24 protein-coding genes are annotated in these 22483 nt (G+C 72.9%); 8 read left to right on the top strand and 16 right to left on the bottom strand.

Annotated elements, in window-relative coordinates; all coding sequences use genetic code 11:
- Window positions 1–599: 599 nt before the first annotated feature.
- Complete coding sequence (locus tag CWOE_RS31360; RefSeq protein ID WP_012936253.1) at window positions 600–2099, top strand: CocE/NonD family hydrolase; 1500 nt, start codon at window positions 600–602, stop codon at window positions 2097–2099.
- A gap of 128 nt (window positions 2100–2227) precedes the next feature.
- On the opposite strand, the gene CWOE_RS24055 is transcribed toward CWOE_RS31360, so the two are convergent.
- Window positions 2228–3748, bottom strand: a complete 1521-nt coding sequence (locus CWOE_RS24055; protein WP_049793388.1) for an arylsulfotransferase family protein — start codon at window positions 3746–3748, stop codon at window positions 2228–2230.
- A gap of 117 nt (window positions 3749–3865) precedes the next feature.
- Between CWOE_RS24055 and CWOE_RS24050 the strand changes: the two genes are divergently transcribed.
- The 5 genes from CWOE_RS24050 to CWOE_RS24030 are packed head-to-tail and all read left to right on the top strand — an operon-like array spanning window position 3866 to window position 8472.
- Window positions 3866–4615: a FadR/GntR family transcriptional regulator gene (locus CWOE_RS24050; protein ID WP_012936251.1), complete on the top strand. Its 750-nt coding sequence runs from the start codon at window positions 3866–3868 to the stop codon at window positions 4613–4615.
- The gene (locus CWOE_RS24045) at window positions 4612–5400 is read left to right on the top strand and encodes an SDR family NAD(P)-dependent oxidoreductase (RefSeq protein WP_012936250.1); all 789 of its coding nucleotides are present in this window, start codon (window positions 4612–4614) and stop codon (window positions 5398–5400) included. The genes CWOE_RS24050 and CWOE_RS24045 overlap by 4 nt, the downstream gene beginning before the upstream one ends.
- Window positions 5397–6335 carry an SMP-30/gluconolactonase/LRE family protein gene (locus tag CWOE_RS24040; RefSeq protein WP_012936249.1) on the top strand — a complete coding sequence of 313 codons (939 nt, stop codon included), beginning with the start codon at window positions 5397–5399 and terminating at the stop codon, window positions 6333–6335. Before CWOE_RS24045 ends, CWOE_RS24040 begins: the two co-directional genes overlap by 4 nt.
- A 38-nt stretch (window positions 6336–6373) precedes the next feature.
- On the top strand, window positions 6374–7870 hold the full coding sequence (locus CWOE_RS24035) for an MFS transporter (RefSeq protein ID WP_012936248.1): 1497 nt from the start codon (window positions 6374–6376) through the stop codon (window positions 7868–7870).
- Window positions 7867–8472 (top strand): TetR/AcrR family transcriptional regulator, encoded by a 606-nt coding sequence (locus CWOE_RS24030; protein ID WP_012936247.1) that lies wholly within the window; start codon window positions 7867–7869, stop codon window positions 8470–8472. The genes CWOE_RS24035 and CWOE_RS24030 overlap by 4 nt, the downstream gene beginning before the upstream one ends.
- On the opposite strand, the gene CWOE_RS24025 is transcribed toward CWOE_RS24030, so the two are convergent.
- A complete protein-coding gene (locus CWOE_RS24025; protein ID WP_012936246.1) occupies window positions 8469–9086 on the bottom strand; it encodes a TetR/AcrR family transcriptional regulator in 618 nt (205 codons plus the stop codon). The two genes, CWOE_RS24030 and CWOE_RS24025, sit on opposite strands and share 4 nt — an antisense overlap.
- Window positions 9087–9177: 91 nt before the next feature.
- Here CWOE_RS24025 and CWOE_RS24020 point away from each other — a divergent pair, with 91 nt between their 5' ends.
- Together CWOE_RS24020 and CWOE_RS24015 are read left to right on the top strand one after the other, a co-directional pair.
- Window positions 9178–10641 carry an MFS transporter gene (locus tag CWOE_RS24020; RefSeq protein ID WP_012936245.1) on the top strand — a complete coding sequence of 488 codons (1464 nt, stop codon included), beginning with the start codon at window positions 9178–9180 and terminating at the stop codon, window positions 10639–10641.
- A gap of 406 nt (window positions 10642–11047) precedes the next feature.
- The gene (locus CWOE_RS24015; RefSeq protein WP_049793386.1) at window positions 11048–11725 is read left to right on the top strand and encodes a DUF1707 SHOCT-like domain-containing protein; all 678 of its coding nucleotides are present in this window, start codon (window positions 11048–11050) and stop codon (window positions 11723–11725) included.
- A 36-nt stretch (window positions 11726–11761) separates the two neighbouring features.
- On the opposite strand, the gene CWOE_RS24010 is transcribed toward CWOE_RS24015, so the two are convergent.
- From CWOE_RS24010 to CWOE_RS23945, 14 genes are all read right to left on the bottom strand, one after another.
- Window positions 11762–12505: a hypothetical protein gene (locus CWOE_RS24010; protein WP_012936243.1), complete on the bottom strand. Its 744-nt coding sequence runs from the start codon at window positions 12503–12505 to the stop codon at window positions 11762–11764.
- Between the two features lie 37 nt (window positions 12506–12542).
- Window positions 12543–12899: a hypothetical protein gene (locus CWOE_RS24005; protein ID WP_012936242.1), complete on the bottom strand. Its 357-nt coding sequence runs from the start codon at window positions 12897–12899 to the stop codon at window positions 12543–12545.
- Entirely contained in the window at window positions 12896–13132 is a 237-nt protein-coding gene (locus tag CWOE_RS24000) for a hypothetical protein (RefSeq protein ID WP_012936241.1), read from the bottom strand. Before CWOE_RS24000 ends, CWOE_RS24005 begins: the two co-directional genes overlap by 4 nt.
- Before the next feature lie 94 nt (window positions 13133–13226).
- Window positions 13227–14330 carry a YihY/virulence factor BrkB family protein gene (locus CWOE_RS23995; RefSeq protein WP_012936240.1) on the bottom strand — a complete coding sequence of 368 codons (1104 nt, stop codon included), beginning with the start codon at window positions 14328–14330 and terminating at the stop codon, window positions 13227–13229.
- Between the two features lie 14 nt (window positions 14331–14344).
- The gene (locus CWOE_RS31355; RefSeq protein ID WP_012936239.1) at window positions 14345–14707 is read right to left on the bottom strand and encodes a DUF3618 domain-containing protein; all 363 of its coding nucleotides are present in this window, start codon (window positions 14705–14707) and stop codon (window positions 14345–14347) included.
- Window positions 14668–15123, bottom strand: coding sequence for a phage holin family protein (locus CWOE_RS23985; protein WP_012936238.1), 456 nt, complete (start codon window positions 15121–15123; stop codon window positions 14668–14670). Before CWOE_RS23985 ends, CWOE_RS31355 begins: the two co-directional genes overlap by 40 nt.
- 94 nt (window positions 15124–15217) lie before the next feature.
- The gene (locus CWOE_RS34215) at window positions 15218–16858 is read right to left on the bottom strand and encodes an alkaline phosphatase family protein (protein WP_012936237.1); all 1641 of its coding nucleotides are present in this window, start codon (window positions 16856–16858) and stop codon (window positions 15218–15220) included.
- Entirely contained in the window at window positions 16855–17289 is a 435-nt protein-coding gene (locus tag CWOE_RS23975; RefSeq protein WP_012936236.1) for a zinc ribbon domain-containing protein, read from the bottom strand. Before CWOE_RS23975 ends, CWOE_RS34215 begins: the two co-directional genes overlap by 4 nt.
- Entirely contained in the window at window positions 17286–17951 is a 666-nt protein-coding gene (locus CWOE_RS23970; protein ID WP_148261137.1) for a hypothetical protein, read from the bottom strand. The genes CWOE_RS23975 and CWOE_RS23970 overlap by 4 nt, the downstream gene beginning before the upstream one ends.
- A gap of 5 nt (window positions 17952–17956) precedes the next feature.
- Window positions 17957–18682 (bottom strand): hypothetical protein, encoded by a 726-nt coding sequence (locus tag CWOE_RS23965; RefSeq protein WP_012936234.1) that lies wholly within the window; start codon window positions 18680–18682, stop codon window positions 17957–17959.
- A gap of 8 nt (window positions 18683–18690) precedes the next feature.
- A complete protein-coding gene (locus CWOE_RS23960; RefSeq protein ID WP_041733478.1) occupies window positions 18691–19434 on the bottom strand; it encodes a phosphate ABC transporter ATP-binding protein in 744 nt (247 codons plus the stop codon).
- A gap of 143 nt (window positions 19435–19577) precedes the next feature.
- A complete protein-coding gene (gene pstA, locus CWOE_RS23955) occupies window positions 19578–20564 on the bottom strand; it encodes a phosphate ABC transporter permease PstA (RefSeq protein WP_012936232.1) in 987 nt (328 codons plus the stop codon).
- Window positions 20564–21559 carry a phosphate ABC transporter permease subunit PstC gene (pstC, locus tag CWOE_RS23950; protein WP_236262151.1) on the bottom strand — a complete coding sequence of 332 codons (996 nt, stop codon included), beginning with the start codon at window positions 21557–21559 and terminating at the stop codon, window positions 20564–20566. The genes pstA and pstC overlap by 1 nt, the downstream gene beginning before the upstream one ends.
- On the bottom strand, window positions 21556–22359 hold the full coding sequence (locus tag CWOE_RS23945; protein ID WP_012936230.1) for a phosphate ABC transporter substrate-binding protein: 804 nt from the start codon (window positions 22357–22359) through the stop codon (window positions 21556–21558). The genes pstC and CWOE_RS23945 overlap by 4 nt, the downstream gene beginning before the upstream one ends.
- Window positions 22360–22483 lie beyond the last annotated feature (124 nt).

Below are 22483 nucleotides of genomic sequence, written 5' to 3'. Positions count from 1 at the left end.
GTCGTACGTAAGTGGAAGCGGCGCTCTCAGTAGGCAGAACCCCACACTGAACTGCCAGTCGACGATCGTGAGTTGCAAGCTCGTCGCGGAACTTCCTCTTTCGAGGCGAATTGACCAAGGCAGTAGTAGCGCTCTCCAGAAGCCCGCGGAAGGTATGCATTTGCTGGGTATCGTGTGGCCGACGACCTCGCCGGCTAACGCGCCGGGAGCTATGGGGCCTGTGAACATTCTCCCCTGAAACCACATGACGCAGCTGTATATCCCTATCGGAGCGTTGATGATGATGGCATTTCTTATGGATGGGCTTGATGATGTTGCTGAGAATGTCCTCGCGATGTTGGGATTTGGGACTATCGACTGAGCAGGCGCTGAACTCGCGTGGATTGCGCACATGCATGCGGAGACGATGGCAAGTGCGATCACGCGCGCGCCGGGATGTGTTCCCATTACGGCGTCCTCTGGGTAGTGGTGGACGTGGACGGCGCGCGCGTTGTCTACGATACCTCACGCTCTGTTTTTTGGCTAATAGGTGATGGCATCTGCTTCTCTGCGTCCGCCGGTCACGTTGGCGGCTACCGCTCTGATAGACACGGAGCATGATGCGACCGCCCGCAGTGACCGTCGAACAGGGGGTGGCGGTCCCGCTGCCCGACGGCACCGTCCTGCGCGCCGACGTCTGGCGACCCGCCGCCGGCGAGCGGGTCCCGGCGATCCTGATGCGGACGCCGTACCTGCGGCACACGCACGCGTTCTCCGCCTTCCTCGACCCGCTCGACGCCGCCGCGCGCGGCTACGCGACGGTGATCCAGGACGTGCGCGGGCGGGGCGACTCCGAGGGCGCGTTCGAGCCGTTCGTCGGCGAGGCGCAGGACGGCGCCGACACGATCGCGTGGCTCGCGCAACAGCCGTGGTGCAACGGCCGGGTCGTGATGGCCGGCCACTCCTACATCGGCGCGACGCAGTGGCTCGCCGCCACGCGCGCCGGCGATGCGCTCGCCGCGATCGCGCCGGTCGTCAGCTCCGCCGACCAGGGCGAAGGCTGGTCGCTGCGCAACGGCGTGCGTGAGCACGGCTTCCTCGCGACGTGGGTAGCGACCGGGCTCGCCTCTCCCGACGACCTGTGGCTCGACGATCCCACACGCGCGTACCGCGAGGCGCCGGGGCTGGCCGAGATCGCGCCGTGGAGCGCCCCGTGGTGGGACGACGCGACCCCGGCGTCCTACTGGGACGCTCGCTCGGCCGCGCCGGCGCGCGCGGAGATCTCGGTGCCCGCGCTCCAGGTCGGCGGCTGGTACGACGGCTTCGTGACCGGCACGCTGCGCACCTACGCCGCCGGTGCCCATCCCGGCGACCGGCTGATCGTCGGTCCGTGGGGACACGACCACTGGCTGCCGCACATCGTCGGCACGCACGACCTCGGCTGGGCCGGCAACGCCCCGCTGTTCGGCCTCGCCGGGCGGATCCTCGACTTCTACGACGCCGCGCTCGCCGGTCACGAGCCGCGGCTGGCGCCAGTCACCGCCTACGTGCTCGGCGCGCGCCGCTGGGTCGAGCTGGCGGCGTGGCCGCCGCCCGGTGCGGTCGAGTCCGCGCTCCCGCTCGCCGCGGGCGGCTCGTTCGTCGTCGACCCCGCTGACCTGCCGCCGGCGCTCGGCGGCCGCGGGCTGCGGATGACGGTCCCCGACCCCGGCTTCGGCCCGCGCGACCAGCGCCCGCTCGCCGCCCGCGACGACGTGCTCGCGCTGCCGCTGCGCGACTCGGCCGGCCCGCTGACGCTCGCCGGCCCGGTGACCGCGCGGCTCGCGGTCGGCGCCGACGGCGGTGTGACGCGCGACTGGGTCGTGACGCTCTGCGTCGAGCGCGCCGACGGCGAGCTGTTCAACGTCTGCGAGGGGATCGCGCGGGCTCCGGTCGAGGCGGACGTCGTCGAGGTCTCGCTCGGCGACGTCTGCGTCTTCGTGGAGAAGGAGGAGCGCCTCGTCGCGCTCGTCGCCGGCGGCGCGACCCCGCGCTGGCCCGCCCCCGCCGTGCCCGGCACCCAGCACGTCCGCGCCGACGGCTCGGCGCTCAGTGTGACGCTCGCGCCCGCCGATCTCTGACGCCTCGGCCCATCCCGTAACACACCGGTTTCAAGCCTGTCAATCTCGGGTCGTCACGCGACCCGAGATTGACAGGCTTGAAAGAGGTGCGTCGACCGGTGCGGTGGGCGCGTGGCGGGGGAGCGCGGTCAGCGACCGGTCGGACGGATCGCGCGGGAGGTGCGCAGCGGTCTGCCGTCGCGGGCGACGGCGCGGACGGCGACGAAGCGGGCGGCGGTCCGCATGTGCAGGGCGGTCTCGAACCCGGTGCGGCGGAGCGGGCGGCCGATCGGGCGCAGCGCTCTGCGCGACGGACCGGCGAGGACCCGCCAGCGCCGCACGTGCGTCGCGCCGTTCCAGCTCGCCCAGACGGTCACGCGCTCGCCGCGCCGGTGCGCCGCGACGGCCGGTCTCGCGAGCGGGCGGCCGCGCCACGGGAAGCGGAACGCCTGATAGGTGTCTGCGCCCTCGGGCAGCGCGAGGTCGAGCAGCATGCGGCCGTCGCGCGAGAACTCCGAGACGCGCTCCTCCGGCCCCCAGCTGACGAAGACGTTGCCGTTCGGCAGCGTCTGGAGGTTGCCCTCCGCGCCGGCCAGCAGGCCGTCCGGGTGCGGGTAGGAGCGCACGAGCCGCGCCGTCATGCGGCGGCGGTCGAGCCGCAGCACGAGTCCGCGCGACTCCTCGGCCTTCGCCGGCGTCGCCTGGTTGTCGAACAGCGAGAGCGTCCCGTCGGCGCGCCGCCGGGCGTCGTGCTGGAACGCGAACCGCGTGCCCGGCCCCATCGCGAAGTCGCTTCTGCTGCCGCCGAGGCGCCAGACGATCCGGCCGCTCGGGCGGTCGATCTTGTAGATCGCGTGCGTGTTGCGCGCGCTCACGATCAGGTCGCCGTCGCGATCGACCTCGATCGAGTTCGCGTGGAAGTAGTCGTGCGGCTTGTCCTCCTTCGGCGCCGTCAGCCCCTCGGTGACCGGGACGTGGTCGGCGCTGCGCCACTCCCACACAAGTCTCCCGGTCGCGACGTCGACCTCCTGGATGCGCGACTCGACGATCGTCCCGTCGCGTCTGCCGCCGACGGCGGAGAGGTCGGCTCGTCTCTCGACGTAGAGCGTCATCAGCGCGGTGCCGCGCGGCGTCAGCTGGAACTCGTGGTGGTCGGGCAGCTCGCTCGCGACCGAGCGAACGCGCGCGAGCTCGCGGTAGCTCGCGTACATCACGACGTACTCGCCGTGGCCGTGGCCGAGGTGCGTGTTGCCCTCCCACCACGTCAGGACCGGTCTGCCGCGATACCGCTGGACCTGGAGCGCGGTCGCCGTCCGGTCGCCGCCGACGGCTCTGAACCAGACCGGCCGGCCGCGGTCGTCGACGATCATCGGCCCGTCCTGACCCGGCCCGCGCTTGACGGCGACGAAGACGAAGCCGGGCGCGAGCCCGCGTGCCGGCGCGGCGCCCGCCGGCGTCGTGCGGGTCAGCACGTCGGGGTCGAGGCGCGGGCGCGAGTGAAACGACTTCACCTCCGGCGGCCCGGGGGCGGGCTCGCGCGGGGTCAGCAGCTCCCAGGCGGCGGCGCCGCCGGCGACGAGCGTGAGCGCGCCGACGCCGAGCGCCGTGCGCAGGCGCGGCGTCCGCGGTCGCGGCCGCGGAGAGCGCGGCGGCGCCTGGGGCGTTCGCAACGTCGGAGACCCTGAGGGGCTCATCTCGCGCGCAAGTCTCTCCGCTCCAGATAAGCCGTGCGTGAGAAGTGCGCAGGTGGGATGGTGAGCTTGACGACACTGTGACTAGGTGATTAGATGACTTTGGTGCGTGAGCTGGCGAACAATCGCGGTGTCTCGTTGGGCGCAGGGACACCGCGCCCGAGTGGCTCGGACCTGCTGACGGAGCAGGTCGTCGAGCTGATCGACCGCGAGCGGTTGGAGCCCGGAGACCGGCTGCCGACCGTGCAGGCACTCGCCGACCGCTTCTCGGTCGCGGCGCCGACGATGCGCGAGGTGCTGCGCCGGCTGCAGGCGGTCGGCGTCGTCGAGCTGCGCCACGGCTCGGGCGTCTACGTCCGCCACGGCGGGCGCCGCGTCGTGCTGCCGAACCCCTACCCGGGCCGGCTCGAGCCCGACACGATCCTCGACCTGCTCGACGCGCGCCTGCTGATCGAGCCGCACCTCGCCCACCTCGCAGCACGGGCCGGCGCGGACGAGATCGGCGAGCTCGCGCAGCTGATCGCACGCGCGAGAGAGCTGCTGGGGGGCGGTGGGGACGCCGAGCTGAGCAGGACGAACCTCGACTTCCATCGCGGCGTCGCACGCTGCGCGGGGAACCTCGTGCTGGCCCAGGTGATCGACTCGCTGCTCGACCTCTACAGCGCAGAGCAGATGGAGGTCATGCGGCTGTACGCCGATCGCGTTCACGACCACGAAGAGCATGTCGAGATCCTGGAGGCGATCCAGGCCCACGATCCGGAGCTGGCATCCGAGCGGATGCAGCGCCACCTCGAAGACGTCAAATCGGTCGTCGCCGCGCGCATCGACGCGGGCGAAGTGAAGTGACCGCTCGCTTCCAGGACAAGGTCGCGCTCGTCGTCGGCGGGACGCTCGGGATCGGGCTGGCGGCGGCCGAGCGGCTGGCCGCCGAGGGCGCCTCGGTGGTGGTCGGCGGGCACGACGCGGCGTCGGTCGAGGCAGCGCTCGCCATGCTCCCGCCCGGCTCGCAGGGGCTGGCGGGCGACGTGCGCGAGGCATCCCACGCGGCGGCGCTCGTCGAGCGGGCGGTCTCGGCGTTCGGCGGGCTCGACGTGCTCGTCTACTCGGCCGGCGTGCAGCGCTACGGCACCGTCGAGACGACCACCGCGGAGGAGTGGGCGGAGGTCTTCGGCGTCAACGTCGGCGGCATCCACCTCGTCGCGCAGCGGGCGATCCCCGCGCTGCGCGCGCGGGGCGGCGGCGCGGTCGTGCTCGTCTCCTCGACGCAGGCGACCGCGTCGCAGACCGACGTCGCCGCCTACACCGCGTCGAAGGGCGCGATCAGCGCGCTGACGCGAGCGATGGCGCTCGACCACGCGCCCGACGGGATCCGCGTCAACGCGGTCGCGCCCGGTTCGGTCGACACGCCGATGCTGCGCTGGGCGGCCGACCTCTTCAAGGGCGACGCTTCCGCCGAGGAGGTCGTCGCGGAGTGGGGGAGGATGCACCCGCTCGGCCGCGTCGCGACGCCCGCGGAGGTCGCCGCCGCGATCGCCTTCCTCGCCGGCGACGACGCGCGCTTCGTGACGGGCTCGGAGCTGCGCGTCGACGGCGGGCTGTTGGCGGCGCTGCCGGTGGGCCTGCCGAGATGAGCGCGGCGGAGACGGGCGCGCGAACGAGCGGCGCGCCGCTCTTCGAGGCGTCCGTCTTCGTCGACGGGATCGTCGGGCCGGTCCGCCTCAGCCATCCGGAGTGCGTCGCGTTCGACGCTGACGGGAACGCCTGGTGCGGCGGCGAGCGGGGCGAGATCTACCGCGTTGCGGCGGACGGCTCGGCGATCGAGCAGGTCGCCTCGACCGGCGGCTTCGTGCTCGGCGTCGCACTCGACGGACGCGGCTTCCTCTACGCCTGCGACCTCGCGGAGCGAGCGGTCTTCCGCGTCGACGTCGCGAGCGGCGCGGTCGAGCGGTTCGCGGACGGAGGCGGCGCGATGGCGACGCCGAACTTCGCCGTCGTCGACGAGCGGCGCGGCTGCCTCTACGTCTCCGACAGCCGCGAGGCCGGGGTCGCGGGCCCGTCGATCTGGCGCGTCGCGCTGGCTGGCGGCGCCTGCGAGCCGTGGCACCCGGGCGGCCTGACGTTCGCGAACGGGCTGGCGCTCTCCGCCGACGGTGACTCGCTCTACGTCGCCGAGACGTGGGCGCGGCAGGTCGTGCGGATCGCGATCGGCCGCGACGGCGCGCCCGTCGGCGAGCCGGAGGTCGTCGTCGAGACGTCCGGCGCGCTTCCGGACGGCCTCGCGCTCGACGCCGCCGGCCGCCTCTACATCGCCTGCTACGAGCCGTCGCGGGTCTACCGCTTCGACCCGGCGGGTGGCGCGGGCGGCGCGAGTGGGGCGGCTGGCGCGGGCGGGGCGAGCGGCGCGGGCCTGGAGCTGCTGCTCGACGACCCGACCGCACACACGCTCTGCCACCCGACCAACTGCGCCTTCCGCGGCAGCGAGCTGTTCATCGCCAACCTCGGTCGCTGGCACCTCGCCCGCGCGGAGGTCGGCGCCGAGGGACTCCCCCTGCCGGGCCAGCGCTGAGCGTGGAGCACACCACCCGCTGCTAAAGTCATCAGGCGATGTCTTCGCTTGATGACTTGGGTCAGAAGCGCATGCTGGCGGCGCTCGTGTTCGCCGGGCTGACGGTCTCGGTCATGTCGACGCTCGGCACGCCGCTGATCCCGACGATCGCGGACGAGCAGCACGTCTCGCTCGACACCGCGCAGTGGATGCTCACGGTCACGCTGCTCGTCGGCGCGATAGCGACGCCGGTGCTCGGGCGCCTCGGCGACGGGCCGCAGCGGCGGCGGGTCCTGCTCGTCACGCTCGGGTCGGCGTTCGCCGGGTCGGTCGTCGCCGCCACCTCGACGCGCTTCCCGCAGCTGCTCGCCGGCCGCGCACTCCAGGGCGTCGGCTACGGCACCGTCCCGCTGGCGATCGCGCTCACGCGCGAGCACGTCACCGGCGACCGTCTGCGCTCGGGGATCGCGATGCTGTCGATCACGGTCGCGGTCGGCGCCGGCCTCGGCTTCCCAGTCACCGGTCTGATCGCGCAGACGCTCGACTTCCACGCCGCCTTCTGGTTCGGCGCGATCTTCGCCGCCGCGGCGTTCGTCTCGGTCGCGCTCGCCGTTCCGCGCGCGACGGGGGAGGCGAAGCGGGTGGCGCTCGACGTGCCCGGCGCGCTGTTGCTCGCCGGCGGCCTCGCGTCGCTGCTGCTCGGCATCAGCCAGGGCGAGTCGCTCGGCTGGGCCTCCGCGGCGGTGGTCGCGCTGTTCGCCGGCGCGGCGGCGCTGCTCGCGGCGTGGGTGCACGTCGAGTTGCGCCGCGACGCGCCGCTGGTCGACCTGCGCCTCGTCTCCCAGCGCGCGATCCTCGGCGCCAACGTCGCCGCGCTGCTGCTCGCGATGGGCATGTACATCGCGATGTCGCTCGTCAACCGCCTGATGCAGACGCCCGAGTCGACCGGCTACGGCTTCGGCGCCACGCTCGTCACGACGGGCCTGATGCTGCTCCCGCTCTCGCTCGGCAGCCTCGTCTCGCAGCAGATCACCCGCCGCGTGATCCGCCGCTACGGGATCGGCGTCGTGCTGCCCGCCGGCGCGCTGATCGTCGCCGCGACGCTGCTGTGGCTCGCCGTCGCGCACGGCAGGCTGCTCGACATCGCGATCGCCACGGCGCTGCTCGGCGTCGGCGTCGGCTGTTCGTTCGCGGCGATGCCGGCGCTGATCGTCGCCAGCGTCCCGGAGGAGCGGACCGGCAGCGCGACGAGCCTCAACCAGGTGCTGCGCTCCGTCGGCGGGGCGCTCGGCAGCGCGGTCGGCGTCGCGATCCTCGCCGCCCACCATCCCGCCGCGACGCCGTTCCCGCAGGAGAGCGGGTACACGATCGCGTTCCTCGTCGGCGCCGTCGTCTGCGTCGTGACCGCCGGGCTTGCGATCCTGCTGGCGCCGCGCCGCCGGCCGGCCGCGGTCGTCGCGCCAAGGTTCGAGCTGGAGCAGGAGCTGTTGATGGAAGAGGCAGCCGTCGGAGCAGGTGTCGGACCGAGCGTCTTCGACGGGGAGCGGAGGCGATGAGCGCCGCGCCGCAGCCCGCGCGGGCGTCGCGCCGGCGCGACGCCGACGCGACCCGCCGCGCGCTGATCGACGCGGCCGGCGCGCTGTTCGACGAGCGCGGCTACGAGCGCGCGACGATCCGCGAGATCGGCGAGCGGGCCGGCGTCGACCCTGCCCTGATCGCCCGCTACTTCGGCGGCAAGGAGGCGCTCTACCTCGCCGTCCTCGCTGACGAGGAGCGGATCGCGCGGCTCCAGCCGCACGTCGCCGACCTGTCCGCGATCGCCGAGCGGCTGATCACGCGTTGGGACCGGCCGGGGGAGGACAGCTCGCCGGTGCGGCGGGCGCTCGCCGACCCCGCTGCGGCCGAGGGCGAGCGTCGTGCGCAGCTGCGGCGGATCGTGCGGCCCGGCATCCTCGACCCCGCGTGCGAGGCGATCGGCGCGGAGCCCGACGCCGAGCTGCGCGCCGAGCTGCTGCTGGCGCTGCTCGTCGGCGTCTCGGTGGCGCGCTCCAACGGCACGCTCAGCGCACTCGCCGGCGCCTCGCGTGAGGAGCTGCTGCGCCAGCTGGAGCCGCTGCTCGACGCGCTGCGCGAAGGGCCGGGCGCGCCGACTGACTAGCGGTCCGGCTGCGGGCGCAGGCCGTCGAGCAGTATCTCGACGTAGCGCCGCCAGTCGGGGATGCCGGCGAGGACGACGGCGGAGAGGCCGGCGTAGATCGGCGACATGTCGGCCGCGGTCAGGTCGGCGCGCACGACGCCCTTGGCGTGGGCTCTCTCGATGAAGACCGCCGTCAGCGCGAACATCTGCTCGATCAGCGCGGGACCGGCCTCCTTCATGCCGCCGCCGACCGAGGTGCCGCCGGCGACCGAGGCGACAGCCTCCGCGTAGCCGCGGTCCTGCTCCTGCATCGTGCCGCAGAACTCGAGCGAGCGCGCGAGCGCGCGCCAGGGATCGGGGTCGGGCAGCATCTCGGTCTGGATGAACGTGACGATCCGCTCGACGCGCTGCTCCATCATCGCCTGCGCGAGCGCCTGCTTGGTCGGGAAGTGGCGGTAGACGGTCCCCACGCCGACCCCCGCGCGGCGGGCGATGTCGTCCATCTGCGCGTTCGGCCCATGCTCGGAGAACGCCGCGCGGGCGGCGTCGAGCACCTTCAGCCGGTTGCGCGCCGCATCGGCGCGAAGCGGCTTCGCGTCGGGCTGCGGGCCGGGTGCTGACTGGGGGGTTGACAAGCGGAACCAGGCCTCCGTATCGTTCTGATCCGGAACCGGAGTTCCGGTTCCAGAAGAGAATCATATCCCCTTGGAGAAGGACGTTGCACTGATGTCGACTTCCGCCTCGCCGACAGGCCCGGACCCGCTTCGCTGGAAGGCGCTCGTGGTGCTGGCCGTCGCACAGTTCATGGTCGTGCTCGACGCGTCGATCGTGAACGTCGCACTGCCCTCGATCCAGAGAGACCTCGACTTCACGGACGAGAGCCTGCAATGGGTCGTCAACGCGTACACGCTCGCGTTCGGCGGCTTCCTCCTGCTCGGCGGTCGAGCCGCCGACCTGTTCGGCCGCCGCCGCGTCTTCATCATCGGCCTCGGCCTCTTCTCCGTCGCCTCGCTCGTCGGCGGCTTCGCGACGACGTCCGAATGGCTGATCCTCGCGCGCGGCGTGCAGGGCCTCGGCGCCGCGATCGTCGCGCCAGCCGCGCTGTCGATCGTGACGACGACGTTCACCGAGGGTGCAGAGCGCAACAAGGCGCTCGGCATCTGGGGCGCGCTCGCCGGCGCCGGCGGCGCGGTCGGCGTGCTGCTCGGCGGCATGCTGACCGAGTGGGCCGGCTGGGAGTGGGTGCTGTTCGTCAACGTCCCGATCGGCGTCGCCGCAGCCGTCATCGCCCCGCGCTTCGTGCGCGAGAGCCACGGCCACGAGAAGACGAGCATGGACATAGCGGGCGCGACGCTCGTGACGGCAGGCCTCGTCGTGCTCGTCTACGCGCTCGTCGACGCCGAGAGCGCCGGCTGGGGCTCGACCCAGACGATCGGCCTGATCGCGCTCTCGATCGTGCTGCTGCTCGGGTTCCTGTGGGTCGAGGGGAAGCTCGTCAAGCACCCCGTGATGCCGCTCGGGATCTTCCGCAACCGCAACGTCGCGTCGGCCGACTCGGTCGCGCTGCTCGTCGGCGCGTCGCTGTTCTCGATGTTCTTCTTCATCTCGCTCTACCTCCAGCAGGTGCTCGGCTTCTCGGCGCTCGACGCCGGGCTCGCGTACCTCCCGCTGGCGTTCACGATCATCGTCTCGGCGGGCATGGCGTCCCAGCTGGTGACGAGAGTCGGACCGAAGCCGATCCTCGTGCTCGGACTCGTGCTGACCGCGATCGGGCTGTTGCTGTTCACGCAGATCTCGCCGGACGGCTCGTTCCTCGGCGACGTGCTCGTCCCGTCGATCGTCGTCGCGGCCGGTCTCGGCTTCTCGTTCGTTCCGCTGACGATCACCGCGGTCGCGGGCGTGACGCACAACGAGGCCGGACTCGCGTCGGGCCTGATCAACACCGCGCAGCAGGTCGGCGGCGCGCTCGGGCTGGCGATCCTCTCCTCGATCGCCAACTCGCGCATAAGCCACGTGCTCGGCGACGGCCCGCCCGACCCGTCGGCGGTGCCGAAGGCGATGACAGAGGGCTTCCAGCTCGCCTTCGCCGTCGGCGCCGGCTTCGCCCTGATCGGCGTCGTGATCGCGCTGATCGCGGTGCCGAGAATCAGCCGCGACGAGCTGCCGCAGGAGGTCGCGGTCGGGGCGTGAGGAGATCCCGCATCCATGCGGTTGAGGGACGCGGGAGGGCGAGCTAATCTCACTCGCGGCGATGCTCGGAGGAGCGGGCTCGCTTGAGATGAACCCGCTCCCGTGTGGTTGCCCCGGACCGGCTCGGGACCGACTCCGATCCGGGGCGGTGTCGTGTTGGTCGTTCGCGCTACCTGCCGCTCATCCGGTCGATGACCAGGATGGCGTGCAGGAGCGCGAGCGCCAGGATCAAAGCAACTGCTTCCATCCCACCTCCTCTCTTGTCATGGGACCGCCGTTCGGTCCCGTACCGGCGGTCAGGAGAGGAGGTTCAACCCGACCCGTCGATCATCCACAAGCCGGCGTTATGTGTCTGGCGCGCGCTGTGACTTTTCGCACGCGAGGGGCGCACGGTACGCTCGGTGACGTGGATCAGCCGCCTCTCCGTGCCAGCGACGCCGACCGTGAGCACGTCATCGGGCTGCTGCGTCAGGCATCGGTCGACGGGCGCCTGACGGTCGAGGAGCTGGCCGACCGCGCCGAGCTGGCGCAGGACGCGCGGACCTACGACGAGCTGACGGCGATCACCGCGGATCTGCTGCCCGGCGGTGCGCTGCCGGTGACGCCGACCGGGGTCGGCGGGGTCGGCGGCGCGCTCGGCGAGCGGGTCGAGCGCCACCGCGCGACGCTCTCCAGCCTCGACCGCCGCGGACGCTGGCGGCTCCCGCACCGCAGCCGCTACGTCGCGACGCTCGGCTCCGTCCAGCTCGACCTGCGGCAGGCGATCATGCCCGGCCCCGAGGTCGAGATCGAGCTGAAGGCCGTGCTCGGCTCGGCCGAGCTGCTGGTCCCGCCGGGGACCGACGTGCGCGTCAGCGGCGGCAACGTGCTCGGCTCGTGCGAGCTGCACCTCGGCGGCGAGGCGCCGCCGCCCGGCGCGCCGATCGTGCACGTCGTGCTGGCCGGCGCGCTCGGCTCCGTCGAGGTGCGCGCCGAGCCGCGGCTCGGCGACCGCATCAAGGAGGAGGCGAAGCGGATCGCGCAGCGCTGGATCTCGACGCCGCGCCCGCCCGCGCCGCCGCGCGCTCCGCGCCCTCCGCGTTGAGGCGCGCGCAGGAGCCGCGCGCCGCGGCGTGCCCGCTCACTCCCTCGTCGGCGCTCCGCCGATCAGGTCCAGCAGCCGGTCACGCCGCTGCGCGAACGGACGGTCGGGCGAGAAGCGCTTGCGCGAGCGCGCGAGCTTCTCGCCGCGGTAGCGCCAGCGCGCCCACGGCGAGTCCGGGGTCGCCAGTCGCACCGCCGTGTAGATGCCGATGAACGGGACGTGCAGCGCGACGATCCCGAGGATGAAGCGGCCCTTCATGAACGTGATGCCGGACAGCAGCACGAGCACGAGCACCGCGCCGGTCGTCGCCAGCACCGACTCGGCGTCGCCGAGGCCGACCGGCCTGATCCCCATCGCCACGATCGTCGCGAAGACGGTCGCCAGCACGACCGCGTCGAGCGACGTGCGGCCCTCCCTCGCCCAGTAGACGTCCTCGAGGTGGAGCCACAGCGCGAACTCGTCGAGCGTGAGGCCCGCCCCGATCCCGAACGTGACCGCGGTGATGTGCATCCACGGCGCTCTGAACTCCGTCGCGTAGCCGACGAAGCCGGACAGCAGCAGCAGCGAGATCCCCCACACGAGGTGGTGGATGTGCACGCCGCTGCCCGTTCTGACGCTGCCCGGCCACCACGTCACGCGCGCGCTGCGCGACAGTCGTGCGCTCGTGCGGATGAAGCCGAACGACAGCAGGAACGAGACGAGCACGAGCAGCGCCGGCCCGCGCGGCGAGTCGGGTGAGACGTCGAAGTCGAAGTAGAGGCCGGCGAAGAGCGGATCCATGCGCGCGGAGAAGAGTACGACGAGCGCGCGACCCGGCTCAGGCGACGAACTCCGTCACGGCGTAGACGTGCCGGCCGACGTGCTCGCGGATCGCGTCCTCCTCGCGGCCCGGGCGCCCGCAGTGGATCACGTACGGCAGTCCGCGGCCGAGGTCGAGGATCGCCAGCACGACCTCGCCGTGCACGGGGTCGGGGCGCCCGACCTCGGTGATGCAGTCGGTCCCGCCGCGGCGCGACCAGAGCCGGAAGATCCGCGACGCCTGCGGCACGTGGCCGGTGTCGGCGTGGGCGCGAGCGCAGATCGCCGCGTAAGCCGTCTCGTCGTCGGGCTGCCCGTCGACGAGCTGCGGGACGAAGAAGGCGACGACGTCCTGCGAGGAGCCGGGCGCGCTCATGCGACGCTCCGCTTGCTGGCGTCGAGCAGCTCGGCGAGGCGTTCGTCGTGGCGCTTGGTCTGGCGGTAGACCGCGTCCTGCAGACCTTCGACGACCGCTTCCAGGTGATCGATGCGCTTGACCAGCGACGCGGCGTCGGTGCGGTCTCTCGACTGCACGTCGCTCGTCTCGCCACGCGCCCGCGTGCGGCCGACGTCGACGATGCGCCGGATCAGATCGGACCTGCGGGGCACGATCCACCTCCGTTCCTCTGTGGAAGTCGCGCGGAAGGTCGAGGCGGCCAAGCGTGCGTAGAAGCTTGAGGGTATCGCAGGGGCTCCCAATTCCCTACTGTTCCGGCGCGTCGCGCGGTTCGAGCTGCAGTTCGCGCGCCGCCTCCGGCTGGCCGGACTCCAGCTCGCGCTGCCGTTCCAGCTCGACGTCCAGCTCGACGCCGAACAGCAGCGCGAGGTTGGCGATCCACAGCCAGATGAGGAAGACGATCACGCCGCCCAGGGCACCGTAGGTCGCGTTGTAGGAGCCGAGGTTGGCGGCGTAGAACGCGAAGCCGAGTGACGCGAGGATCAGGATCCCGATGCCGACGGCGGCGCCCGGCGTGATCCAGCGGAAGCGCGGGTGCTTGACGTTCGGCCCGACGTACGTCAGCAGCGCGATCATCACCACCGCGATCAGCAGCATCACCGGCCACTTCGCGATGTTCCAGACGGTCACCGCGCTGTCGCCGAGGCCGATCGTGTCGCCGAGCGACTTGGCGACCGACCCGCTCAGCACGAAGCCGATCGCGAGGAGCGCTATCAGCACGACCATCACGGCCGTGACCGCGAGCTGGAGCGGGCGCAGCTTCCAGAACGGGCGCCCCTCCTCGACGTCGTAGACGGCGTTCGCGGCGCGCATGAACGCGCCGATGTAGCCCGATGCCGACCACAGTGCCGTCAGCAGGCCTATGCCGAGCAGCGCGCCCGCGCCGCCCTTGTTTCTGACAACGCCGCTGAGCGAGGACTCGAGCGTGTCGGCGGTCGAGCCGGGGGCGATCTGCCGCACGATGTCGAGCATCGAGTTGACGGTGCGGGGGTACTCGCCGAAGACGCCGATCAGCGCGACGAAGACGATCAGCAGCGGGAACAGCGACAGGACGCTGTAGTACGTCAGCGCGGCGGCCCAGTCCTGCAGACCGTCCTCTCTGAAGCCCTTGGCGGCGCGCTTCAGCGTCGCCAGCCAGCCGCGCGGCTCGATGTCGGTCGGTCCCTCGGGCGGCTCGGCAGCGGCGCGCTCGGGCGCGGGTGTGGGCGCGGCCGGCGCGGGCGCCGGGCCCTCGGGCGGCGGCTCGGGTGCGGGCTCCGCCGCGGGCGGCGGCGCGGTGCGCTCGCCGCGCGGCGGGTCGCCGCGCAAGCGCCCGATCAGGCCGCCGCTGCGCCGTCCGGTGCGTGCCATCGAGTCCGCGCTTCTCAGCGCTTCGTCAGCCGACCGAGCAGGAAGCCGGCGGCGACCGCGGCGCCGGCGATCAGCGGCAGCGGATGGGCTCTCGCGCGCTCGGCGGCGGCGTGCGACGCGTGCGTCACGGTCTCGGTCGCGCCGGGGTTCGCCTCCTGCGCGCGGCCGCGCAGGGCGTCGCGCTTGGCGAGCGCCTTCTGCTTGATCGCCTCGACGCGGTCGTGCGCGTGCTGCCGGACGTCGGCCTTGACCGCAAGCGCGGCGACGGTGTCGCCCAGCTCCGCGCGCGTCGTCTCGATCTGCTGCCGGATCCGCTCCGGATCGCCCACGGCGATCGTCAGTGCTGGCGTGCCGTTCGTGCGCGCGTCTTCGCCCATTGGACGTCCTCCTTCACGGTCTCGACGGTCTGCTCGGGCATCGGCGGCGTCGCCTGCTGCACCTGCTTCTTGCCCGCGATCGCGGCGACGCCGGCGATCGCGAGGAAGAGGACCCCGACGATCAGCGCCGCCAGCCACGAGGCGACGGCGAGGCTCAGCGCGAGGATCGCGGCGGCAGTCAGCGCGCCGACGCCGTAGAGCGCGAAGACGCCGGCACCGCCGAACATGCCGGCGCCGCGGCTGGCGCGCTTGCCCTTCTCGGCCAGCTCCGCCTTCGCGAGCGCGACCTCCTCGCGCACGAGCAGCGAGGTCTGGTCCGACAGGCGCCGCAGCAGCTGCGCCATCGGCAGCTGCGCGAGCTCCTCCTGCTGCTGCCCGTCGTGGCGCCCTGCACCGTTGGTCGGGATGCCGCTCATCTGCCGCCACCTCCTGGCGTTGCCGACGGTTTTCGTCTACCCGATGGGGCGCCGGCCACACGCGAAGCTCGGCGCCGCGGCGCGCCGCCGCGCGCTACGGCTGGGCGGCGAAGAGGCGGTCGGGCAGCGGTCTGACGGCGTCGGTCGCGGCGTAGCCGAGCGGGTCGACGCCGTAGATCTCCGACAGCGTGCGCAGCAGCGAGAAGTGGTTCGCCGGCGTTCTGTCGACTCTGCCGGCAGGCGTGAACGGCGAGACCAGCAGCGCGCCGACCCGCTCGCTCGCGCCGGCCTGCGCGGCGTCGCCGGCGTTCGGGTAGGCCGCCGGCCCGCAGCACGGCTTCGCCGCCGTCTGCGCCGGCTGGGGCGCCTGCGCGCTCGTGATCACGACCAGCCCGCCGGCCGAGTACGCGGGCGAGTTGAGGATCTGCGGCACGACGCGTTCGAGGAACGCGTCCGCTTCCGCCGAGCCGGTCTGCGCGTCGCTCGCGAGGTAGGAGAGCGCGGGCGTCGTCTCGGCGTCCTTCAGGTCTCTGGCGAGCCGGTCGAGCGGCACGTTGCGCTCGTCGCAGTCGTCGGCCTCGGCGATCCCGCGGAACCACAGGAACGGATCGCGCCGCGTGGCGTCCGTCGCAGCCGGGTCGCACGCGAGTGCGGTGCCGAGCGGCTGGGGCGGGGCGGGGGCGGGCGCCGGCGTCGTCGTGCTCGTCGGTGGAGCGGAGGTGGTGGCGGCGGGCGGCGGCGCGGTGGACGAGGTCGCGGCCGCCGGCGCCGGGGCGGGGGACGTGGTGGCGGCGGGCGGCGGCGTGGCGGCTGGCGGCGTAGCAGCCGCGGGCGGCTCGACGTAGGCGCGCCAGGTCTTCTCCAGGCCGCGCAGCTGGTCGCCGATCGTGCCGGTCTCGTAGCCGTAGACGCAGCCGTCGCCGCCGGTCTGGCCGTCGGCGAGCGGGTCGGCGGGTCTGACGTCGCCGTGGGCGGTGCAGTCGGCGAGCGTCTGCGCGGTCGGGCCCTGGCCGCTGACGAGCGCGATCGCATTCGCGAGGCCGCCGCGGGCGACCGCGCGGTAGTCGGTCAGCAGCGTGCCGCTCGGGGTCAGCGTGCCCGCGAGGTAGGGCGCTGCCTCGCGGTCCTGCGCGAGGGTGGCGACGTCGGTCGAGCCGAGCACGACGAGGAAGACGTGCTGGATCGGCGACGGCTCCGGCTCCTCGCCGGCCGGCGGCTCCTCGGGTGCGGGGTCCTCGGCGGGCGGCTCGGCGGCGGGCTTCTCGGCGGCCGGCTCGTCCGCGACCGGCGCCGGCTCCTCGGCGACCGGCGCGGGCTCGTCGAGCGGCAGCTCGTCGTCACCGCTGTCGTCGAGCGGGGCCGGGTCGTCGGCCGGCGTGTCCGCCTGCGCGACCTGCGCCGGTGCGGCCGGCGGCAGCACGACGGTGAAGCGCGGCTGGCCGACGCCCGCCAGCGACGCGGGCACGCTCGTGCTCGTGACGACCGCGAGCCCGACCAGCGCGGCGAGCGCGACGGGCAGCGCCGCCCGGCGCCGACGGCCGGTGTCGAGCCCGAACAGGTGCGATCTCGGGTCGTCCTGCGACCCGAGATCGCACCTGTTCGGAGCGGGGGCGCCGAACAGCAGCGTCGCCGCGTCCGTCCGCGGGCCGGGCCGGCGGGCGCCGCAGGTGACGCACCAGCGCTGGTCGGCCGCGAGCTGGGCACCGCACGACGTGCACGCCGGCCGGGGCGTCACGCGGCTGCCCCGCCGTCGCTGGGCGCCTGGACGCCGACGAGCTGGAACGCGCACTGCGAGCAGAACACCGCGCCGCGCGCGTAGAGGGTGCCGCACTGTGGGCAGGCGCCGGCGGCGCCGGTCGTGTCGAGGCGGAGGAGGTGCTCGACTTCGCCGAGGCGTGCGTCGATCTCTTGGAGTCTGCCGGCTTGGCGCATGAGGACGTCGAGGCGGAAGTGGTCGCGGATCGCCATCTCGTAGGCGAGGCCGCCGAGGTCCCATTGCCGTTCGGCCAGCTCGCGCGCGAGCGCGTCGCGGCGCTCGGCGAGGTCGTTCGCGTCGACCGCCTGGCCGCCCCCGGGCGGCAACGGGCTCGGCGGGGGCGGGGGCGGGTCGCCGGCGATCAGCCGCTTCGGGCTCAGGCGGTGGCGGATGGAGTCGAGCTGGCTCATCCGATCTCGAACGCCTCCGTGCCGCCGCCGGCCTCTCTGTCGTCTCTCGGCGGCGGCGCTCCCGGCGTCGCCGTCTCGTCGGGCAGCGCTCTCAGTCTGTTGATGTCGCCGCCGGTGTCCTCGCCGCCATCCGACTTGGGGATGTCTCTGAGGCTGTCCAGCACTCTTCTCGCGTCCTCCGCGGCGGCTCTTCTGCCGCCGGCCGTTCTCGCCCTGCCGCCGGAGCCGGCGTCGCCGCCCGTCGCGTCCGTCGCGCCCTCGTCCGTCGTCGCGCCGTCGACCGGCGCGCCGGTCCCGCCGCCCGTGCCGCCCTGGAAGTTCACGACCGGCGCCGGCTGGGTGACCGTCGGCGGCTCGTTGCCGCCCTGGCCGATCAGGAAGCCGACGCCGAGCGCGACCAGCACGACCGCGGCCGCGCCCATCGGCCCGCCCACACGGTCGAGCCGCGACGGCGGAGGAGCGCCCCCGCTGGCAGCCGGGGCGGCGGTCGGCGAAGCGCCCGGCGAAGCGCCCGGCGACGGCGCGGAAGCGGCCGGCGGCGCGTCCAGCTCGGCGGCGAAGTCGAGTCGCGGCGCGGCGACCCGCTCGCCGCACGCGAGGCAGTAGCGCTGGTCCGGCGCGAGCGACGCGCCGCACGTGCGGCAGGTGGTGTTCTGGCTCATCTCGATCAATCGAAGGTCGTGGGCTGGGCGTCGAACGTCAGCTCGGCGCCGGTCGGGTCGCCGATGAAGAAGACCTGGAACTCGGCTCTGCCGCCGGCTCTGATCGACGGCACGATCGCGCGGCCGGCGGCGACGACGCGCCCGCCTCTGCGCGCGACGCAGACGATCAGCAGGTCTCTCTGCGCGACGCCGGATCTGTTGACCGCGTTCGCGATCGCGGTGATGCCGCTCGCCGGGTCGCCCTCCAGTCTCGCCGCCGAGATCGCGATCTCGTTCGCGCCGGCGTCGCCGGGCGCCGGTCTGCCGGCACCGGGCGTGACCTCGGCCGCGGTCGCTCTGCCGCCGGCGACGATCACCTGGTCGTGGACCCACGGCACGTCTCTGCCGACCGGCAGCAGCGGGGCGTGCGTGAGCCCGCGCTCGAGGCCCGGCTCGTCGTTTCTCGCCAGCGCTCTGCCGCCGGCGCCCTTCACCACCATCGCCAGCGGCACGTCGGCGAGCGCCGCTCTGCCGGCGTTCCGCAGCACCGCCACGACCGCGGTCCCGTTGACGTCGCTGATCACGCTGCTCTCGACGACGCGCACGTCGCGGTTGGCTCTGCGCACCTCGAGCCCCTCGACCCTGAACGCGGCGTTGCCGCCTCTGCCGAACTTCGCTGCCTGCTCGCGCGTGGTCTCGCAGCCGGCGCCGCTGACGGCGAGCACTGCGGCGGAGGCGAGCACGGCGGACATGCGGAATCTCACCCGAACGCCCCGCCGACGTAGTCGCGCGTGCGCTGCGCGCGCGGCGCGTTGAAGACCTGCTCGCCGCTGCCGTACTCGACCAGCTCGCCGAGGTACATGAACGCGACGCGGTCGGCGACGCGCTGCGCCTGCTGGAGGTTGTGCGTGACGATCACGACCGCGATCTGCTCGCGCAGCTCGAGGATCAGCTCCTCGATGATCGTCGTCGAGAGCGGGTCCAGTGCCGAGCACGGCTCGTCCATCAGCAGCACCTCGGGCTGCGCGGCGAGCGCCCGCGCGATGCAGAGCCGCTGCTGCTGACCGCCGGACAGCCGCAGCGCCGGATGGTCGAGGTTGTCCTTGACCTCGTTCCACAGCCCGGCGCGCGTCAGCGCGCGCTCGACCGGCTCGATCAGCGCCGCCTTGCGCGGCCGCTTGCGGCCGCCTTCGCGCAGCGCGTAGGCGACGTTGTCGAAGACGCTCATCGGGAACGGGTTGGGCTGCTGGAAGACCATCGAGACGCGCGTCCGCAGCCTCGTCACCTCGAGCTGGTCGACGTCCTCGCCGTCGAGCGTGATGCGCCCGCCGCGCGCGGCGCTCGGCGTCAGCTCGGTGAGGCGGTTGAGCGAGCGCAGCAGCGTCGTCTTGCCGCAGCCGGACGGCCCGATCATCGCGAGCACCTCGCCCTGCCTGATCGGCAGGTCGACTCTGTTGACCGCGACCTTCGGCCCGTAGGCGATCGTGACCGCCTCGCAGCGCATCCGCTCGATCACCGGCGCGCTCGAGGCCGGCGGACCGGGGGTGTGATGGCCGTTGCCGTTCGCCGACGCGAGCGGGATCGGCGCGACCGGCACCACCGTCGGCGGCGCGTCGAGCGAGATCTTCCGGATCGGGGGCGGTGGCATCAGCGGATCCACGCGGTCTCCTTCCCGCGTCCCCGCGCGATGCGGGTCGCCAGTGCGTTGAGCCCGACAACGATCAGCAGCAGCACGAACGCCGCCGCGTACGCCTTCTGCGGAGCGTTGCCCTCGCCGATCGGGGAGTTGCCGTAGATGTAGCTCGTCAGCGTCGAGCCGGTCCCCTGCAGCAGCGACAGGCCCCAGACGCCGCCGTCGCGCGGCTGCGTCGTGAGCGTGTTGCCGAGCAGCAGGATGACGATCGCGGTGTCGCCGATGATGCGGCCCATGCCGAGCGCGGTGCCGGTCGCGATGCCGGGGCGGACCGCGGGCAGCAGGACCGCGCGGATCGTCGACGCCTTCGTCTTGCCGAGCGCCAGCGACGCCTCGCGCACGTGGTTGGGGACCTGCAGCAGCGCCTCGCGCGTCGCGGCGATCACGAGCGGCAGCGCGATCAGGCTCATGATCGTCCCGGCGACCATGAACGAGCGGCCGAACGCCGTGTCCTCGGAGCGGAACGACATCCACGTGAAGATCGTCTCGGAGAAGATCGAGAGGCCGAACAGCGCAAGCACGACGCTCGGCGCGCCGGCGATCACGTCGACCGCGGACTCGACGATCCGCGCGAGCGCCTTCGGGCGTCCGTACTCGACGAGCCACAGCGCGACGCAGACGCCGATCGGCACCGCGATCACGATCCCGATCGTGGTCAGCAGCAGCGTGCCCTGGATCGGGTCGAGGAAGCCGCCCGATCTGCTCTGGTCGACCGCTGCGGACGGGTGCGACGTGAGCATGTCGAATCTCAGCTGCGTGATCCCCTTCACGCACATGTAGACGAGGATCGTCAGCGCGACCGCCGTCAGCGTGAGGCCGGCGGCCCAGCAGGCGGCGAGCCCGATCCGGTCGCGCAGCGGCCACGAGGCGGCGCTGTCGCGCGCGCGGGTGCGTCTGGGCGTGGGCTGCCGCGTGGGCGGCGGCGTCGCGAGCGCGCTCATCAGCGCGTCCCGTACTTGCGCAGCGGTTGGCGGACCGCCCAGCCGGCGAACGACAGCAGCGCGGAGGAGACCAACAGCACGGCCGCGATCGCGTACAGCGTCTGGCCGAGCGGGACGGCCGAGAAGCCCTCCGACTGGGTCACGATCGTCGCGGCGAGCGGCTGGATCGGCTCGAGGAAGAAGTTGATGCCGTCGAGCGGGTTCGGCGACCAGATGAACGAGCCGGAGACCATCGCGAGCATGATCGCCTCGCCGAGCGCGCGGGCGGTCGCGAGCACGACCGCGGCGGCGATCGCCGGCCGGGCGGTGCGGACGGCGACCTTCCACATCGTGCGCCAGCGGTTGACGCCGAGCGCGGCGGAGCCCTCGATCCACGAGCGCGGCACCGCGCGCAGCGCGTCGCCGATGATCGCGATCATGATCGGCACGATCATGATCGTCAGGATCAGCGAGGCGAGCAGCAGGCCGCCGCCGCTGATCGGCACGATCGCGTTGACGGCGAGCTTGAAGTCGCCGTCGACGAGGTGGTCGTTGATCCACGGCGCCAGCACGAGGATGCCGATCAGGCCGTAGATGACCGACGGCACGGCGGCGAGGAAGCGCACGACCGGCGTCATCACGCGGCGCAGGCCGGGCGGCGCGAACTCGACCATGAAGAGCGCGCACAGCAGCGCGAACGGGAGGCCGATCAGGACCGCGAGGCCGGTGCTGAGGATCGTGCCGTAGATCAGCGGCCAGGCGTGCAGCGTGTAGACGTAGTCGTCGGGGTTCGACGGCGACTCGTAGATCGCCGTCAGCTGCTGCTGGGTCGAGCCGCCGCCGCCGAACCAGGCGAGGCCGTTGTGGCTGAAGGAGGGCCACGCCTCCTTGAAGACGAACGCGAGCATCCCCGCGATCAGCAGCAGGAGGGTCGCCGCGAGCGCGCCGAGCACCAGCTCGGCGCGCTCAGGAGGACGGCGCGGCGCGCCGCGCCTCCGTGACGGCAGCCAGCTCACCGAAGCGGGATCCAGTGGGTGTTGATGATCGCGCGCGCGGCGCTGCTCGTCTTGACCCAGTTGATGAATCTCTTCGCGTCGCCGCTCGGCGCACCGCGCGTGACGAGCGAGAACGGGCGGACGCCCTGGTACTGACCGGACTTCGCGTTGCGCAGCGTGCACGGGACGCCCTGGTAGTTGACCGTCTTGAGGCCGCCTCTGACGAAGTCGAGCGAGACGAAGCCGATCGCGCCTCTGGACGCGGCGACGGACTGCTGGACGAGGCCGTTGGACGTCTTCACCTGGGCGCTTGCGGCGACGCTCGCGGTGTTGCCGAGGAAGATCTCTCTGAACGCGTCGGCGGTGCCGGAGGTGGCGGTACGGCTGATCAGCTCGATCGAGCCGCTCGCGCCCGCGCCGGGCACCTGGCTCCAGGCGCGCGTGCGACCGGTGAAGATCGAGGCGACCTGGTCCTGGGAGAGCGTGCCGAGCGGGTTGGCGGAGTTGGTGATGATGCAGACGGCGTCGTACGCGATCGTGTTGAAGACGAGGCCGCCCGGGTCGCTGGACTGCTGCTTGCGCGAGGCGTTGCCGATCGTGACGCGGCCGCGGGCGACGTCGTTGATGCCGGTGTCCGATCCGCCCTGCTGGATCTTGAACCCGGTTCTGTACGTCGCGAAGTACTTCTTGCCCAGCTCCTGAACGAGCGGCGCGACCGACGTGGAGCCGCTCATGGTGATGGTCGCTGCGGTCGCCGCGGGTGCGGCGACCGCGGTGGCCGCAACGGCGGCGACGGCGATTGTGGTTGCGCGGTGACGCACAGGACCTCCGTTGGTGACGGGTTTCGCGGCGATGGTCGCCGATCGTCTGGCGGTCCCCGTTACCGACTCGTGAACGCGCGTTTGCGTTATCGATTTGTTCACCGGAGCGGCGCGACGAGCGTCC

This window comes from Conexibacter woesei DSM 14684 (assembly GCF_000025265.1).
In the GTDB taxonomy this organism is placed as follows: domain Bacteria; phylum Actinomycetota; class Thermoleophilia; order Solirubrobacterales; family Solirubrobacteraceae; genus Conexibacter; species Conexibacter woesei.
The sequence above is the reverse complement of the archived record's forward strand: the minus strand, read 5'-3'. Positions and strand labels throughout refer to the sequence as shown.